Origin of the sequence: Actinospineispora acaciae DSM 45401 (genome assembly GCF_000620785.1) — a bacterium.
Classification (GTDB): domain Bacteria; phylum Actinomycetota; class Actinomycetes; order Mycobacteriales; family Pseudonocardiaceae; genus Pseudonocardia; species Pseudonocardia acaciae.
Genome location: NZ_JIAI01000004.1, coordinates 403,474 through 419,580 on the forward strand (window position 1 = coordinate 403,474; position 16,107 = coordinate 419,580).

11 protein-coding genes are annotated in these 16,107 nt (G+C 73.3%); 7 read left to right on the forward strand and 4 right to left on the reverse strand.

Annotated elements, in window-relative coordinates; all coding sequences use genetic code 11:
- Positions 1-5: 5 nt before the first annotated feature.
- From glpK to N912_RS0122050, 3 genes are all read left to right on the forward strand, one after another.
- A complete protein-coding gene (gene glpK / locus N912_RS0122040; protein ID WP_028924103.1) occupies positions 6-1,523 on the forward strand; it encodes a glycerol kinase GlpK in 1,518 nt (505 codons plus the stop codon).
- A gap of 1 nt (position 1,524) precedes the next feature.
- Entirely contained in the window at positions 1,525-3,246 is a 1,722-nt protein-coding gene (locus N912_RS0122045) for a glycerol-3-phosphate dehydrogenase/oxidase (protein ID WP_028924104.1), read from the forward strand.
- Positions 3,247-3,495: 249 nt separating this feature from the next.
- Entirely contained in the window at positions 3,496-4,104 is a 609-nt protein-coding gene (locus N912_RS0122050) for a TetR/AcrR family transcriptional regulator (RefSeq protein ID WP_211261334.1), read from the forward strand.
- Here the strand turns inward: N912_RS0122050 and N912_RS60575 are convergent.
- The gene (locus N912_RS60575) at positions 4,066-4,611 is read right to left on the reverse strand and encodes a nuclear transport factor 2 family protein (protein ID WP_051580589.1); all 546 of its coding nucleotides are present in this window, start codon (positions 4,609-4,611) and stop codon (positions 4,066-4,068) included. The two genes, N912_RS0122050 and N912_RS60575, sit on opposite strands and share 39 nt — an antisense overlap.
- 257 nt (positions 4,612-4,868) lie before the next feature.
- Here N912_RS60575 and N912_RS0122060 point away from each other — a divergent pair, with 257 nt between their 5' ends.
- Positions 4,869-6,305, forward strand: coding sequence for an MFS transporter (locus N912_RS0122060; protein WP_084211090.1), 1,437 nt, complete (start codon positions 4,869-4,871; stop codon positions 6,303-6,305).
- Between the two features lie 9 nt (positions 6,306-6,314).
- Here the strand turns inward: N912_RS0122060 and N912_RS60580 are convergent, their stop codons facing one another.
- The 3 genes from N912_RS60580 to mgtA all read right to left on the reverse strand — a co-directional run bounded on the left by N912_RS60580 (position 6,315) and on the right by mgtA (position 12,777).
- Entirely contained in the window at positions 6,315-7,133 is an 819-nt protein-coding gene (locus N912_RS60580) for a methyltransferase domain-containing protein (RefSeq protein ID WP_051580590.1), read from the reverse strand.
- 101 nt (positions 7,134-7,234) lie between these two features.
- The gene (locus tag N912_RS0122070; RefSeq protein ID WP_028924107.1) at positions 7,235-10,084 is read right to left on the reverse strand and encodes an ATP-binding protein; all 2,850 of its coding nucleotides are present in this window, start codon (positions 10,082-10,084) and stop codon (positions 7,235-7,237) included.
- A 32-nt stretch (positions 10,085-10,116) separates the two neighbouring features.
- Complete coding sequence (mgtA, locus tag N912_RS53775) at positions 10,117-12,777, reverse strand: magnesium-translocating P-type ATPase (protein ID WP_051580591.1); 2,661 nt, start codon at positions 12,775-12,777, stop codon at positions 10,117-10,119.
- A gap of 146 nt (positions 12,778-12,923) precedes the next feature.
- Between mgtA and N912_RS53780 the strand changes: the two genes are divergently transcribed.
- The 3 genes from N912_RS53780 to N912_RS0122090 all read left to right on the forward strand — a co-directional run bounded on the left by N912_RS53780 (position 12,924) and on the right by N912_RS0122090 (position 16,075).
- Positions 12,924-13,265, forward strand: a complete 342-nt coding sequence (locus N912_RS53780) for an ArsR/SmtB family transcription factor (protein ID WP_037065840.1) — start codon at positions 12,924-12,926, stop codon at positions 13,263-13,265.
- 270 nt (positions 13,266-13,535) lie between these two features.
- The gene (locus N912_RS0122085) at positions 13,536-15,335 is read left to right on the forward strand and encodes an Nramp family divalent metal transporter (protein WP_245645375.1); all 1,800 of its coding nucleotides are present in this window, start codon (positions 13,536-13,538) and stop codon (positions 15,333-15,335) included.
- A gap of 23 nt (positions 15,336-15,358) precedes the next feature.
- The gene (locus N912_RS0122090; protein ID WP_028924109.1) at positions 15,359-16,075 is read left to right on the forward strand and encodes an MgtC/SapB family protein; all 717 of its coding nucleotides are present in this window, start codon (positions 15,359-15,361) and stop codon (positions 16,073-16,075) included.
- Positions 16,076-16,107: the final 32 nt, after the last annotated feature.

The following is a 16,107-nucleotide window of genomic DNA, read 5'->3' on the forward strand; positions in this document are numbered from 1 at the left end:
GGATCATGGCCGATTTCGTCGGCGCCGTTGACCAGGGCACGACCAGCACCAGATTCATGATCTTCGACCACGGCGGCAACGAGGTCGGCCGCCACCAGCTCGAACACGAGCAGATCCTGCCCAGGGCGGGCTGGGTCGAGCACAACCCGGTGGAGATCTGGGAACGGACCTCCGCGGTGTGCCAGACCGCGCTAAACAAGACCGGGCTGTCCGCGTCCGACCTCGCCGCGCTGGGCATCACGAACCAGCGCGAGACCACGGTGGTCTGGGACAAGCGCAACGGCCGCCCGTTCTACAACGCGATCGTCTGGCAGGACACCCGCACCGACCGGATCGCCACCGCGCTGGAGCGCGACGGTCGGGGTGACGTCATCCGGCGCAAGGCCGGGCTGCCGCCGGCCACGTACTTCTCCGGCGGCAAGATCCAGTGGATCCTGGAGAACGTCGACGGTGCGCGGGAGGCCGCCGAGCGCGGCGACGCCCTGTTCGGCAACACCGACACCTGGCTGCTGTGGAACCTCACCGGCGGCACCGACGGCGGCGTGCACGTCACCGACGTGACCAACGCCAGCCGCACCATGCTGATGAACCTGGAGACCCTCGACTGGGACGACGAGCTGCTCGGGTTCTTCAACATCCCTCGGCAGATGCTTCCTGAGATCCGTTCGTCCAGCTCGCCCGACCCGTACGGGACGACGCTGGTCCGAGGCCCGCTGGCCGGCGAGGTACCGCTGACCGGCGACCTGGGCGACCAGCAGGCGGCCACCGTGGGCCAGGTCTGCTTCGCACCCGGCGAGGCCAAGAACACCTACGGCACCGGCAACTTCATGCTGCTCAACACCGGCACCGAGCTGGTGCACTCGAAGGCGGGGCTGCTCACCACGGCGTGCTACAAGTTCGGCGACGAGCCGGTGGTCTACGCCCTGGAGGGCTCGATCGCGGTGACCGGCTCGGCCGTGCAGTGGCTGCGCGACCAGCTCGGCATCATCTCCGGCGCCGCGCAGTCCGAGGCGCTGGCCCGGCAGGTGGAGGACAACGGCGGGGTCTACTTCGTGCCGGCGTTCTCCGGGCTGTTCGCGCCGTACTGGCGCTCGGACGCGCGCGGCGCGATCGTCGGGCTGTCCCGGTTCAACACCAACGCGCACCTGGCCAGGGCCACCCTGGAGGCGATCTGCTACCAGAGCAGGGACGTGGCCGAGGCGATGGAGAAGGACTCCGGGGTGCACCTGGACGTGCTCAAGGTCGACGGCGGCGTGACGTCCAACGACCTGTGCATGCAGATCCAGGCCGACGTGCTGGGCGTCCCGGTGAGCCGGCCGGTGGTGGCAGAGACCACCGCGCTGGGCGCCGCCTACGCGGCCGGGCTCGCGGTGGGTTTCTGGACGTCCACCGACGAGCTGCGGGCGAACTGGAACGAGGCGCACCGCTGGACCCCGAAGTGGACCGAGGAGCAGCGCGCCGAGGGGTACGCGAACTGGCGCAAGGCCGTCGAGCGGACGCTGAACTGGGTGGACGTCGGCTGACATGACGGCTGTCGCGCTCTCCCCCGGGGCGCGCGCCGACGCGCTGGACGCGCTCGGCTCGGGGGAGCTGGACGTGCTGGTGATCGGCGGCGGGGTGGTCGGCGCCGGCTGCGCGCTGGACGCCGCCACCCGCGGGTTGTCCGTCGGGCTGGTGGAGGCCCGCGACCTCGCCGCCGGCACCTCCAGCCGGTCCAGCAAGCTCATCCACGGCGGCCTGCGCTACCTGGAGATGCTGGACTTCCGGCTGGTCACCGAGGCGCTGCGGGAGCGAGGGCTGCTGGTCACCCGGCTGGCGCCGCACCTGGTGCGCCCGGTGCCGTTCCTCTACCCGCTGCGCCACCGGGTCTGGGAGCGGGCCTACGCGGGCGCGGGCGTGACGCTCTACGACGCGCTGGGGCCGCTGGCCGGGCAGGCGCGCGGGCTGCCGCACCACCGGCACCTGACCAGAAGGGGGGCGCGCCGGCTGGCGCCGTCGCTACGAAAGGACGCGCTGGTCGGCGCGCTGCAGTACTACGACGCGCAGGTCGACGACGCCAGGTACACGCTGTTCCTGGCCCGCACGGCGGCGGCCTACGGCGCTCGGGTGGCCACCCGGGCCAGGGTGGTCGGCCTGCTGCGCGAGGGCGGTCGGGTGACCGGCGCCGAGCTGGTCGACCTGGAGAGCGGGCGGACGGTTCGGGCCCGGGCTCGGGTCGTGATCAACGCGACGGGCGTGTGGACCGACGAGACGCAGGCGCTGGCCGGCGAGCGCGGGCGGATCCGGGTGCGGCCCAGCAAGGGCGTGCACCTCGTGGTGCCGCGCGACCGGATCGTCTCGGACACCGGGCTGATCCTGCGCACCGAGAAGTCCGTGCTGTTCGTCATCCCGTGGAACCGGCACTGGATCATCGGCACCACCGACACGGACTGGACGCTGCACAAGGCGCACCCGGCCGCCAGCGCGAGCGACATCGACTACCTGCTCTCGCACGTCAACGAGGTGCTGACCGAGCCGCTGAGCCGCGACGACGTGGTGGGCGTCTACGCCGGCCTTCGCCCGCTGCTGTCCGGGGTGTCCGCTGACACCACCAAGCTGGCCAGGGAACACGCGGTGGTCACCCCGATGCCCGGACTGGTCGTGGTGGCCGGCGGGAAGTACACCACGTACCGGGTGATGGCCCGCGACGCCGTGCAGGCCGCCGTGCACGAGCTCGGTCACTTCAGCCGGGCCGAGGTGCCGCCGTCGTGCACCGAGGACGTGCCGCTGCTCGGCGCGGACGGCTTCGCCGCGGTACGCAACAGGTCGGCCGCCCTGGCCGCGCGCTCCGGCCTGCACCCGGCCCGGATCGAGCGCCTGCTCGGACGCTACGGCTCGCTCATCGACGAGCCGCTCGCGATGGTCGCCGCCGACCCGTCGCTCGGTCGCCCGCTGGCCGGCGCGCCCGACTACCTGCGCGTCGAGATCGTGTACGCCGCCACCCACGAGGGCGCCCGCCACCTCGACGACGTCCTCACCCGCCGCACCCGGATCTCGATCGAGACGTTCCACCGCGGCCTGGACGCCTGCGAGGAGGCCGCCGACCTGCTGGCCCCCGTGCTCGGCTGGACCCCTGCCCAGCGCGCCCGCGAGGTCCAGCACTACCGCGCGCGCGTGGCCGCCGAACGCGAAAGCCAACGGATGCCCGACGACACCACCGCCGACGCCGCCCGAATGGCCGCCCCCGACGAGGTCCCCGTCGCCTAGGCGCAACGCCCCAAACCCCCCGCGAGTCGGGCGTCCTGGCACACCGAGTCGGGCGTTTCAGCACACCACCGGCACACCACCGGCACGCTACCGGCACGCCGTCGGCGCCGCCGCGCGTGCATGTGCTGAAACGCGCGACTCACTGTGCTGAGACGCCCGACTCGCGGGGGGGTTTGGCGGGGGGTTTGGCGGGCGGGTGGGGGTCTCGGACGGGTACATACCGACGGTCGGCAGGTTAGTATCCCTGGTGTGACCAGGGCAGCGACGCGGATGTCGCAGCGGGAGCGGTCCGAGACTACGCAGGGGAAGCTGGTCGCGGCGGCGCGCGAGCTGTTCGCCACGGTCGGCTATCCGGCGACCGCGCTCGGGGCCGTCAGCGAGAAGGCCGGCGTGACCAAGGGCGCGCTCTACCATCACTATGACGGCAAGCCGGCGCTGTTCCGGGCGGTGTTCGAGGCCGAGCAGCGCGAGCTGGCGCGGACCGTGAAGGCGGCGGCCGAGCGCGAACCCGACCCGTGGGACGGGTTCTACGCCGGCTGCCGCGCGTTCTTCGAGGCGTCGCTGGAGCCCGACGTCCAGCGGATCACGCTGCTGGACGCGCCCTCGGTGCTGGACTGGTCCACGATGCGCGAGATCGAGGGCCGGCACGGGTTCGCGCTGATGTGCGCCGGGCTCACCGAGGCCATGCGCACCGGCCGGATCGGGCAGCGGCCGGTGGAGCCGCTGGCCCGGATGCTGCACGGGGCGTTGTGCGAGGCCGCCATGTACGTGGCCCGCGCGGAGGACCAGCAGGCCGCGAACGACCAGGTGCTGCGCGAGCTACGCCGGCTGATGCGCGCGCTCGCCGACCGGGGCTGACCCGGCCGAGGCGATCCGGGCCAGGTCGTAGGCGATCACGGACTCCGCGACCCGGCCATCCCGCAGCCGGAACCTGTCGATGCCGTAGAGGTCGAGCGCGCGCCCGCCGACGGTGCCGGTGCCCTCCCAGCTGATGAACAGCAGCTCGCCCTCGGTGGCGTGCGCGGTCGGCCACAGGTGGATGTCCGGGACCAGCTCGGCCACCCGCGCGACCTGGCCGGCGTAGGCGTCCGCGCCGCGCAGCGGCCGCTCGAACCCGGGCCAGCGCCCGACGACGTCGTCGTGCAGCAGCGGCCGGCAGGCGTCGTAGCTCGGCGCCGTCCACAGCCGGGACCACTCGCCGACGAACCGCGACGCCTGCTCGGCGCTCAACCCGCCCTCGCCGGTCGCCTGGCGAACTCCCGACCCGGCCGTCTCGCGGTACCCGTCCGGATGAAACACCGCCTCGACGTCGTGAGGGTCCTTCGCCGCCGCGTTCTCCTTGACGATCCGCGCCGCATCGCTCATCTGCCGCCTCCCGACCGGGACGATGACGGCCGACGGCCGCCTCTGACGAGCCTGAACGTAACATACCTTCTGACGGTATGTAACTGCCATGCGGTCGCGTCAGCCTGAGTGCGGTCACAGCGGCGGCGACGTGAACCTTGACTCGACGGTCCGCCAGGCCCACCCTTGTTGCACTATCAGGCGCATGTTGCGCACCACGCAACTCAGGAGATCGTCTCGTCGTAACCTGGTGGAGAACTGGACCACAGGGGGTCCCAGTGAGCGACGACCATGGACAGGACGGCAGCGCCCGCCCGCCGAAGAAGATCAGCGACCTCACGGTCACCGACGAGAGCACCGTGCGGCGCGCGGTCGCCGCGGCGGCCATCGGGAACGTCACCGAGTGGTACGACTTCGGGGTCTACGCCTACCTGGTGCCGGTGATCACCCAGGTGTTCTTCTCCAACCTCCCCCGGCCGGTGGCGGTCATCTACGCGTTCGCCACGTTCGCGGTGTCGTTCCTGGTCCGGCCGCTGGGCGGGCTGATCTTCGGGCCGCTGGGCGACCGGATCGGCCGGACCAAGGTGCTGTCGTTGACCGTCATCCTGATGGCGGCCGGCACCTTCGTCGTCGGGCTGCTGCCCAGCTACGCCGCCATCGGCGTGGCCGCCCCGCTACTGGTGCTGCTCGCGCGGATCCTCCAGGGACTGTCCACCGGCGGGGAGTACGGCGGCGCGATGACCTTCATCGCGGAGTACGCGGCCGACCGGCGGCGCGGGTTCCTGGGCAGCTGGCTGGAGTTCGGCACGCTCACCGGCTACGCCCTGGGCGCCACCCTGGTCACGCTGCTGAACACCGTGCTGTCCCACGACCAGATGCTCGCCTGGGGCTGGCGGATCCCGTTCATGCTCGCGCTCCCGCTCGGGCTCGCCGGGGTCTACCTGCGGCTGCGCCTGGAGGAGACGCCGGCCTTCGAGCGGCTGCTGGCGTCCTCGGCCACCCATCAGGGCACCGCGGCCAAGGAGGGGCTGCGGCTGGTGTTCACCAAGCACTGGCGCGCCATCCTGCTCGCCGGCGGCATCGTGGTGGCCTGGAACGTCACGAACTACATGCTGACCAGCTACATCCCGACGTACCTGACGGTCACGCTGCCGGCCAGCGGGGCGCGCGGGATCAGCGAGAACGCCTCGAACCTGATGCAGATCGCCGTGCTCCTGGTGCTCATGGTGGTGGTGACCTTCCTCGGGCGGCTCAGCGACCGGGTCGGGCGGCGGCCGGTGCTGCTGGTTGGCAGCGTCGCGCTGATCGCGCTCGGGCTGCCGTCGGTGCTGCTGATGCGGGCGGACACGCCGGTCACGGTGTTCCTCGGGCTGATCGTCATGGGGCTCACGCTGGTGTGCTTCTCGTCCACCTCGCCGTCCACGCTGCCGGCGATGTTTCCCACGCACATCCGCTACGGCGGGCTGTCAATCACGTTCAACATCTTCGTCTCCGCGTTCGGCGGCACCACCGCGACAGTGGTCAGCGCGCTGGTGCTGGCCACCGGCGACCTCAACTGGCCGGGCTACTACCTGATCGCCGTCGGCGTGGTCGGCGCCGTCAGCGCGTTCCTGCTCACCGAGAGCGCCCGCCACCCGCTGCCCGGCTCACCGCCCGCGGTCGCCACCGAACAGGAAGCCCGCGAGCTGATCGCCCAGCAAGGACCGCGCCCGTGAGTGCCCGGCTCATGCAAGTTTGCGGCCGGCGGCCGTGAAGCAGGTGACGCCGGTACACAGCCAGCCTTCGTGCTCGCCGCGTTCCTGTTCGGCCCAGAACGCGTCGGCTCCGGCGCGGTTCACCTCTCCGGTGGCGACCAGCTCCTCGAGCTGGCCGGCGAACACGACGCGCAGGAAGGCCACGGGGTTGAGCACGACCTGGGGCACGCAGTGCACGTCCGCCAGGCCGGCCTCGGCGAGCAGCCGGTTCAGCCGGCGGCCGATGCGGGGGTTGGGCAGGCCCGAGGCGAGCGCGTGCACGAGCGAGTCCGCGACATGGCTGTCGGGTCCGTCCAGGAAGATGGTTCCCGAGTCGATCTCCGATACCACCACCAGGCCGCCGGGTCGGGTGACCCGGGCCATCTCCGCCACGGCGGCCACCGGATCGTCGATCACCGCGAGTACTCGTTCGGCGCGGCAGCGGTCGAACGTGGCGTCGGGGAAGGGCAGCGACGCGGCGTCGCCGTCGACGAACTCCGCGGGCACACCCAGCGCGCCGGCCCGGCGGCGGGACTCCTCGACCATGCGCGCGCTGCGGTCGAGCCCCACGACGCTGCCGTCCGGCCCCACCACCGTCGCGAGGTGACAGGTGTCGGCGCCGGTGCCCGAGCCGACGTCCAGCACGGACAGCCCCTCGCGCAACCGCAGCTCGCTGGTGATGAGCCGCTTGACGCGGATCTCCCCCGGGATCGTGGTTCGGGCGTCGAGGAAGCGGACGAAGTAGTCGGCGTCGTGATCGTCGACGGCGCCGAAACCGGTCGGGTCGGCATCGTGGGTGGGCCTGGCCATGGGAGTTCCTCTCCGGCGGGCACGTTCGCGCCCGGTGCCGCCGACCCAACGCCGGCGCGTCGCCGCCGGCATGACGAGAACTACTCATCTCGCCACTCGCTCTACCTCGGTGGCAGCTCGCCGGTGCCCTGGGACATCCAGGTGGCGACCTGGACGCGGTTGGCGGCGCCGAGGGCGGCCATGATGTTGCGGACGTGGTTCTCCGCGGTGCGCCGGGAGATGTGCAGTTCGCTCGCGATCTGGCGGTTGCTTCGTCCCCGGGCCACCAGCGATGCGATCTCGCGCTGCCTGGCGGTCAGCGCGTGCCACGCCGGGCGCTGGGCGAGCTGGTCGGCGAGCTCCCTGGCCCGGGTGAGCAGCGGCGCCATGCCCAGCCGCTCGGCGAGCGCCGCGGCCCGCCGGGCATGCTCTCGCGCCTCGGGCGCGTCACCCGGCTCGCCCCGTGAGCGCAGCGCGGCGGCCAGCTCGTGGCGGGCGGTGGCGGCGAAGGGATGCAGCCCGGCCACGTCGTTGGCGGCCACGGCGGCGCGGAAGTGGTCGATCGCGGTGTCGGTGCGCCCGATGGCGGCCGCGGCGATCCCGAGCGGCAGGTGCGCCGAGCCGTAGGTGATCGACACCCCGGCCCCGGCGACCACGTGCAGGTCGGCATGGGGCAACAGGGCGTGATAGGCCGCCTCGGCCGCGTCGGTGTCACCGATCGCGGCGGCCACCGTGCACCGCATGGCGTCGACCGGCATCCGCACGAACGGCGGGACGCGGGCACTGTCGACGCCGGGCACCGCCCGGAGCAGGGCGGCGGCCTCGGCCGTGCGCCCGAGCGCCAGGTGGTACGGCGCGAGGTGCATCAGGTCGCCCATCACCGCGATGGGGTGGTCGTAGTCGGCCGGCAGCGGATCGGGTGGGACGTTGCGCGCGTCGCCGGTGAGCCGGGCGATGAGCAGCGCCGACCAGTAGGGCGCGCGGGCGGTGAGCCCGTCCGGCGTGTGGTCGAGCTCCAGCCGGACCAACCGCTGGGCCTCGGTGAACCGTCCTTGCCCGATCGCGACGGCGACCCGGCTGCGCAGCACGTGCCAGCGAGCCAACGGGCGTCCCAACCGGGTGGCGATCGGATCGGCCCGGTCGATCTCGGCCATGGCGTGGTCGATGTGCCCGGTCTGCATGAGCGCGTCGAAGCGCCACACGTGGCCCCAGAACTCCGCCTCCGGATCGGCGCGGCGCCGCCCGAGCGCGAGCATCTCGGCTCCGAGCACGAGCCGCTCGGCGTGGCCCGCCGGATCGGCGCGGGCGAGCTGGCGGGCCCGCAGCGCGATGCGCAGCGCGTCGTCGTCGCCGACCCGCCTGGCCATCGCCAGCGCGGCCGCGCTGGTGGCCGCCACCTGGTCCGGGCCACCGGCGAACAGGTACGCGATCGCCTGCTGGGCGAGCAGCTGTGCCCGCATCGAGGTCTCGCCCTCGGCCAGCCCCGCCAACGCCTGCTCACACCAGGTGGAGACGCGCAGCGTCCAGCGTGGATCGGGGAACTCCGGCAGGGCCAGGCAGGCCCGGCCGAGCGACTCGGCATCCCCGGTGCGCAACGCCAGCTCGGCCGCGGCGGCGCAGTGCTCCACGGCACCCGAGGAGTCGCGGCGGATGAAGCGGGTCCGACCGGCCTCGATCAGCAGCTCGCAGCGCCGCGCGGAGTCCATGTCCGGTGGCGCGGTGTCCAGCGCGCTGTCGAACAGCTCGGCGGCGTTCTCGTACGCCAGCTCGGCCAGCGCCTCGCGGCCCGCCGTGAAGGCCGCCCGGCTCGCCGCCGCCCGGTCCCCGAGCGGCAGCGCCGCGAGCCGATGCCGCGCGATCTCGACCGGCCGCGCCCCGCCGGCCAGCTCGAGCGCCGTCGCCACGCGCAGGTGTCCCCGCGCTCGTTCGGCGGCGGGAAGATCGGCCAGCAGGGTCTCGCCGAACAGGTCGTGGGCGAACCCGAACCGAGGGCCGGTCCGCCGCGTCACCGCCGTCACCGCCCCGGCCCGCAGCGCCTCGTCGAGGTGCGAGAGCACCAGGGCCGGGTCGGTGTCGCTGACGGTGGCCAGCACCGAGGGGTCGATCTCGCGCCCGAGCACGGCGGCCACCGTCAGCGTCCGGCGGCAGGCGGGCGAGAGGCCGTCCAGGTGTTCGCGGACCGCGTCGCGGATGACGTCGGGAAGCAGCGCATCGGGGGCCAGGCCGGCGCCGAGCAGCCTGCCGATCTCGTGCACGAACAGCGGGTTGCCCCCGGTCCGCGCACAGACGGCGGCGAGGACGGCTGGCTCCGCTCGCCTCCCCAGCTGGGCGCGCAACCCGGCCTCGACCTCCGAGCTCGACCAGCCGCCCAGCGTGATCGACACACCGTGCGGGTGGCGCCCGACCCGCGCACACAGCTCGGCCCCGGACGGGCGTGCTCGCAGCTCCCGCGCCCGAAACGCGCCCACTATCGCGAGCCGGCACTCCCGCACCTGTGACACGACGCTGACCAGCAGCGACAACGAGTCGGGGTCGAAACGGTGCACGTCGTCGAACCGCAGCACCGTCCCGTCCCCGGCGGCCCGCGCCAACGCCAGCCCGAACCGCTCGAACGCGACGAACCGCGCCTCGGGGCTCGGCAACGACGTGCTCGGCTCCGCGTCGGCCCTGGCAAGCCACGAACCGCCGCGAGCCAGCTCCTCCCGCAGCCCCGCCGCCGGCCACAGCCGCACCACCTGCCGCCACGGCCAGAACGCCGGCGCCACGCCCACCGCCGGCGCCTGCACGCTCACCACCGACCAGCCCCGAGCCGCCGCGACCCGACCGAACTCCGCCAGCAGCCGCGTCTTCCCGATCCCCGGGTCGCCACCGACCACACCGACCCCGGCATGCCCCGACCGCGCCGCGCTCAGGACGTCGAGCAGCGCGGCCAGCTCACCCGCCCGGCCGACGAACGTCCCGCGTCCCGCCACCGCCGTCCCTCACCCGTGAGTGGTTAGCGTTGCTATGACAACGCTAACCACTCACGGGTCTTTTTCTTGACCAGGATGGCCGCGAGCAGGTAGGCGGCGACGATCGCCAGCAGCCACGGCAAGGCGGCCGGCGGCGGGGCGGTCATCTGCAGCGCGGACGCCCACGGCGAGCGGGGCAGGGCGAGGCCGACCAGGACGGCGGCGGTGGCGGCCGCGAGCACGGCGTAGGCCGGCCGGGTCAGGCCCCGGCCGCGCAGCACCAGCACCACCAGGACCTGGGAGAGCAGGCCGACGGTGAACCAGCCGGCCTGGAACACGGACTGCTCGGCCGGGGTGTTCGCGCCGACGAGCCACCAGAGCACGCCGAACGTGGCCAGGTCGAACAGCGAGCTCAGCGGCCCGAACACCAGCATGAACCGGACCAGCCGGCGGGCGTCCCAGCGGCGCGGGCGGCGCAGGTAGCCCGGCTCCACCCGGTCGAAGGGCAGCGCGAGCTGGGCCGCGTCATAGATCAGGTTCTGGGCCAGCAGCTGGACCGGAAGCATCGGCAGGAACGGCAGGAACAGGCTGGCCGCGAGCACCGAGAACACGTTGCCGAGGTTGGACGCGGCGGTGATCTTGACGTACTTCATGGTGTTGCCGAGCGTGCGCCGGCCGGCCACCACGCCGTTGACCAGCACCGTCGGGTCGGTGTCCAGCAGCACCAGGTCGGCGGCGTCGCGGGCGGCCGGGGTCGCGTTGTGCACGCAGATGCCGACGTCGGCGGTGCGCAGCGCGGTGGTGTCGTTGGCGCCGTCGCCGAGGAACCCGACGCAGTGCCCCCGGCGGCGCAGCGCGGCGATGATCCGCGCCTTGTGCTGCGGGTTGACCTTGGCGAACACCGTGGTCCGCTCGACCAGCTCGGCCAGCGCGGAGTCCGAGGCGCGCTCCACGTCGTGGCCGAGCACGATCCGCCCGACCGGGATGCCGGCGCGCTTGCAGACCTGCTCGGCCACCAGCGCCGAGTCGCCGGTGAGCATCTTGACCGCCACGCCGTGCTCGGCCAGCCGCTCGACGGCGTCCGGCATGGTGGCCTTGACCGGGTCGACGAACGCCACGAACCCGATCAGCGTGAGGTCGCGCTCCAGGTCGTCGGGCTCGGCGGGCCCACCGAGGCCGCCCGGGTCGGCCAGCTCGGCGAGGCGGGAGGCCACCGCGAGCACCCGCATGCCGTGCGCCTCGTGCGCGGCCACCAGGTCCGCTGCCTCCCGCCGCCGCGCCGCGTCCAGCTGGGCTCCCTGGGCACCGGCCTGGTACGACGTGCAGCGGGCCAGGATCTCGTCCGGGTCGCCGCTGGTGATCAGCAGGTGCTCGCCGGCGGGGTCCCTGACCACCACCGAGGCCCGCCGCCGGTCGTGGTCGAACCCGAGCTCGTCGACCTTGGTGTACATGGCGCGGGCCAGCAGCGCCTCGTCCTCGGTGACGTAGTCCTGGATCGCCCGGTCGAACCGGTCCGGCGGGCCGGACAGCGACCGGCCGATCAGGTACGCGTACTCGACGGCGGAGTCGTCGAGCTGGCCGTCCAGGTCCACGCTGTGCGCGAACGCCACCCGGTCCTCGGTGAGGGTGCCCGTCTTGTCCAGGCACAGCACGTCCATCCCGCCGAGATCCTGGATGGAGTCCAGCCGTTTGACGATCACGTCGCGGCGGGACAGGGCCACCGCTCCCCTGGCCAGGGTGGCCGTCACGATCGCCGGCAGCATCTCCGGCGTGAGCCCGACCGCCACCGCCACCGCGAACAGCCCCGCCTGCGCCCAGTCACCGGTGACCGAGCCGTTGACCACCAGCACGATCGGCACCAGGACCAGCATGAACCGGATCAGCGTGCGCCCGACGGCCCGCACCCCGTGATCGACGCTGCTCTCCGGCCGCGCCCCGGAGGCGTCCCGGGCGAGCGCGCCGAAGTAGGTACCGGGGCCGGTGGTCATGACCACGGCGGTCGCCGTGCCGCTGACCACCGAGGTGCCCGCGAAACACACCGACGGCAGGTCCACGACGTCGGTGTCCGTCTTGCGGCGCCACGGCCAGAACGTACGTGCCGGCCGGGGCTCCGGAGGCTCCGGTGGCTCCTGGCCGCTGGGGGCGCGCTTGCGGACCGGGGTCGCCTCGCCGGACAGCACCGACTGGTCCACCCGCAGCCCGTTGGCGTGCAGCAGCCGCAGGTCGGCCGGCACCACGTCGCCGGCGGCCAGGGACACCACGTCGCCGGGCACCAGGTCCTCCACCGGCACCTCGCGCCACACCCCGGGCTGGCCGACGGCGCAGCGCCGGCGCACGGTGGCGGTGCGGGTGACCCGTGAGCGCAGCCGGCGCACCGCCCGGTCCGACCGCGTCCGCAGCCACCACCGCAGCCCGACGCTGATCGCGACCATCACCGCGATGGTCACCCAGCCCCTGGCGTCGCCGAGCGCGGCGAACACCGCGGCCAGCCCGACCAGCAGCAGCACGAACGGGCTGAGGAACGCGGCGCGCAGCCGGCCCAGCGCGGTCGGCTCGGCGGGGTCGGGGTGGCCGGGGTCCCAGCGCTGCTCCGCCTCGGCCTCGGTCAGGCCGCGCGGTGAGGTGCCCAGCCGCTGGCACAACGTCAACGGCGGCGCGGCCGCCAGGCCACGCAGCGCCACCTCGTGCCCGGCGCCGATCCGCCCGTCAGCCATGTGCTTCGCCCCGTTGGTCTCCTGATGGATGCCAGCGCTTGCCCTCCCCCGGCCGGGGCGTCCATCGACTGAAGAATGTGTCCTTGCGCAACCGTACAGAGTGAGACAGTCTGCTGGGCCCCGGCGTGAAAGGGATCGCATTGGCAGTGACGCCCCAACCCGGCGTTCCACTGGACGCGGAGCCGCTCCAGGAGGCCGCGGCCACGTTCGGCATGCTCGCCGCGACCTCCCGGCTGCAGATCATCTGGCTGCTCGCCGGCGGGGAGCGCGACGTGGGCACGCTGGCCACCGAGGTGGGCCAGACGGTGGCCACGGTCAGCCAGCATTTGGCCAAGCTCAAGCTCGCCGGGCTGGTCAGGTCGCGGCGGGACGGGCGCCGGCAGATCTACCTGATCGACAACCCCCGGCTGGTCGACGTGGTCCGGCTGACCGTCGGCCGCGACCTGCCAGCGAGCCCGCATGCGGAGGCGCACGCGGAGGGCGCCTGACGAAATCCGCGACTCACCCTGACGAAATCCACGACTCGCGGGCGGTTCATTCGCTCACTTGCGTAGGTACTTGACAATGAGACGGGCGGCGGTGTGCACTACGTGGCGGTGGCGGCACCCGCGTGTGCCCGGGCGGTGAGGAGGTGAGTGATGGATTCGGGTCGAAGTCCGGTTCCGTTGATCACTTCGCGCGTGCCGGGTCCGGTTCCGGGGGCGACTGACTAGTTCCGTCCGGACGGTGGCGCGCGCCCGTCGAACGGGGGCACCGCCATGACTTGGCGCGTTCTGCTCGAGATCGTATCGATTCGCCGCCGTCCGGCGGCCGCGCCGCACTGGGCGCTCAGGGCCGGCCAGGTCACGCCGGCCGGACCGATGTTGATGACCGCCGCGCACGGCGGCCGTACCTACACCCGGCCGTTCCCGCGTCCTGGCGATGCCGTCGCGGGCAACATCGACGCGGCGGTGACGCGGGCACGGGCCACGGCCGTGCTCGACCCGGCGCACGTGGGCGACATCCGGGGCGCGCTGGGCACCATCCGGCACGGCGACGCGCGCCGCCGGGTGGGCCTGCCGGCCCGGGTGCGGACGCTGCTGGCGATCGTCGGCCCCGGCCTGATCGTGATGGTCGGGGACAACGACGCCGGCGCGTTCGGCACGTACACCCAGGCCGGCCAGGACTACGGCACCCGGCTGTTGTGGACGCTGTTTCTGCTGGTCCCGGTGCTGTATGTGAACCAGGAGATGGTGCTGCGGCTGGGCGCGGTCACCGGGGTCGGGCACGCCAGGCTGATCCTGGAGCGGTTCGGCCGGTTCTGGGGCGCGTTCAGCGTGATCGACCTGTTCGCGCTCAACGCGCTGACCCTGGTCACCGAGTTCATCGGGATCGCCCTCGGGCTGTCCTACCTCGGGCTGCCCACCGTGCCGGGGGTGCTGGTCGCGGCGGTGCTGGTGGTGGCCGCCGCGAGCGCCGGCAGCTTCCGCCGGTTCGAGCGGGCCTGCCTGGTGCTGGTCGGCGGGTCGTTGCTGCTGGTGCCGATCGTGGTGATGGCGCACCCACCGGTCGGCCGGATCGCCCGCGACTTCGTGCTGCCCGGCCTGCCGGCGGGCGGCGAGCCGTCCACGGTGCTGTTGCTGATCATCGCGATCGTGGGCACCACGGTGGCGCCGTGGCAGTTGTTCTTCCAGCAGTCCTACCTCGTCGACAAGCGGATCACGCCGAGGTTCATCGGCTACGCGCGGGCCGACCTGTGGATCGGGATCGTGCTGGTGGTCGTCGGCGCGGTGGCGATGATGGCGTTCTGTGCGGCGGCGTTCGAGGGACGCCCGGAGGCCGGCAGCTTCACCGACGCCGCCGGGGTGGCCGACGGGCTCGGGCGTTACGTCGGGAACGGCGCCGGGGTGCTGTTCGCGGTGGCGTTGATCGACGCGAGCGTCATCGGCGCGGCGGCGGTGTCGCTGGCCACCGCGTACGCGATCGGCGACGTGCTCGGGCTGCGGCACTCGCTGCACCGCCGGCCCCGGGAGGCCAAGGGCTTCTACGCGGTGTTCGCCGGCCTGGTCGTCGCGGCGGCGGTGATCGTGGTCGTCCCGGGCAGCCCGTTGGGCCTGCTCACCGAGGGCGTGCAGACCCTGGCCGGGGTGCTGCTGCCGTCGGCGACGGTGTTCCTGCTGCTGTTGTGCAACGACCGCGCCGTGCTCGGCCCGTGGGTCAACGGCCGGGCGATGAACGTCTTCACCTCGGCGGTGGTCGCGGTGCTGGTGATGCTCTCGGTCGTGCTCACCGCCTCGGTGGTGTTCCCGGGCATCGGCACCGCCGCGATCCTGGCCGTCCTCGGCGCCGGCACCTGCCTGGCAGTCCCGCTGGTGATCGTCTACGCCCGGCACGAGACGGCGCCGCGCCCGCGCCCGGCCGACCGCGACGCCAGGGCCGGCTGGCGGATGCCGCCGCTGGGGCTGCTCCCGCCGCCTCGGCTGGGGCTCGGACGCCGGCTCGGGCTCGGCGTGCTGCGCGGCTACCTGGTCATCGCCGTGGGCATGGTCGTCGTCCGGGTGGTTCAGCTCGCCCTCTGATCACAGGGAAGGAGCGTGGGGCAATGAGCGTGGCGGAGATGGCGCTGCGGCTGGTCGCCGGGTTCGGGCTCGGCGCGGCCATCGGCATGGAGCGGCAGTGGCGGGCGCGCGGCGCGGGCCTGCGCACGAACGCGCTGGTGGCCACGGGCGCGGCGCTGTTCGTGCTGTTGTCGACGTACGGCTTCGACGCCGGCCTGGAGGGTGGGGTGCGGGTGGCCGACCCGACCAGGGTGGCCGCGCAGGTGGTGTCCGGCATCGGGTTCCTCGGTGCCGGGGTGATCCTGCGCGACGGGCTGAACGTGCGCGGGCTGAACACCGCGGCCACCCTGTGGTGCGCGGCCGCCGTGGGCTCGCTGGCCGGCGCCGGGATGTATCCGGTGGCCGCGTTGGGCGCGGTGGCCGTGGTGGTGGCCAACCTGCTGCTGCGCCCGCTCGGGCGGCGGCTGGACCGCCAGCCGGCCGGCGGCGACGAGGTGTGCGTGGAGTACCGCTTCGAGGCGGCGTGCGAGGAGGCCGCCGAGGCGCACATCCGCGCGCTGCTGGTGCAGGCGGTGACCGACACGGCGTTCGGGCTGCGCGGCATCCGCAGCTACAACACCGCCACCGACGGCCAGGTCACGGTGGCCGCCGAGCTCACCGCCGACCACCGCGACGACCGCCGGCTCGAACAGGCCGTCAGCCGCCTGAGCCTGGAGCCGGCCGTCACGTCCGTGACCTGGAGCGCCGTCCAGGACCCGTGATCGGCATTGTGGGGCGCCGGAGGGACGGCGTA

Bases quoted from the DNA above. Each gene is read 5' to 3' on its own strand.
- glpK (WP_028924103.1), top strand. From the start codon at position 6: ATGGCCGATTTCGTCGGCGCCGTTGACCAGGGCACGACCAGCACCAGA.
- mgtA (WP_051580591.1), bottom strand. From the start codon at position 12,777: ATGGCTGACGGGCGGATCGGCGCCGGGCACGAGGTGGCGCTGCGTGGC.
- N912_RS0122045 (WP_028924104.1), top strand. From the start codon at position 1,525: ATGACGGCTGTCGCGCTCTCCCCCGGGGCGCGCGCCGACGCGCTGGAC.
- N912_RS60580 (WP_051580590.1), bottom strand. From the start codon at position 7,133: ATGGCCAGGCCCACCCACGATGCCGACCCGACCGGTTTCGGCGCCGTC.
- N912_RS0122090 (WP_028924109.1), top strand. From the start codon at position 15,359: ATGAGCGTGGCGGAGATGGCGCTGCGGCTGGTCGCCGGGTTCGGGCTC.
- N912_RS60575 (WP_051580589.1), bottom strand. From the start codon at position 4,611: ATGAGCGATGCGGCGCGGATCGTCAAGGAGAACGCGGCGGCGAAGGAC.
- N912_RS0122085 (WP_245645375.1), top strand. From the start codon at position 13,536: ATGACTTGGCGCGTTCTGCTCGAGATCGTATCGATTCGCCGCCGTCCG.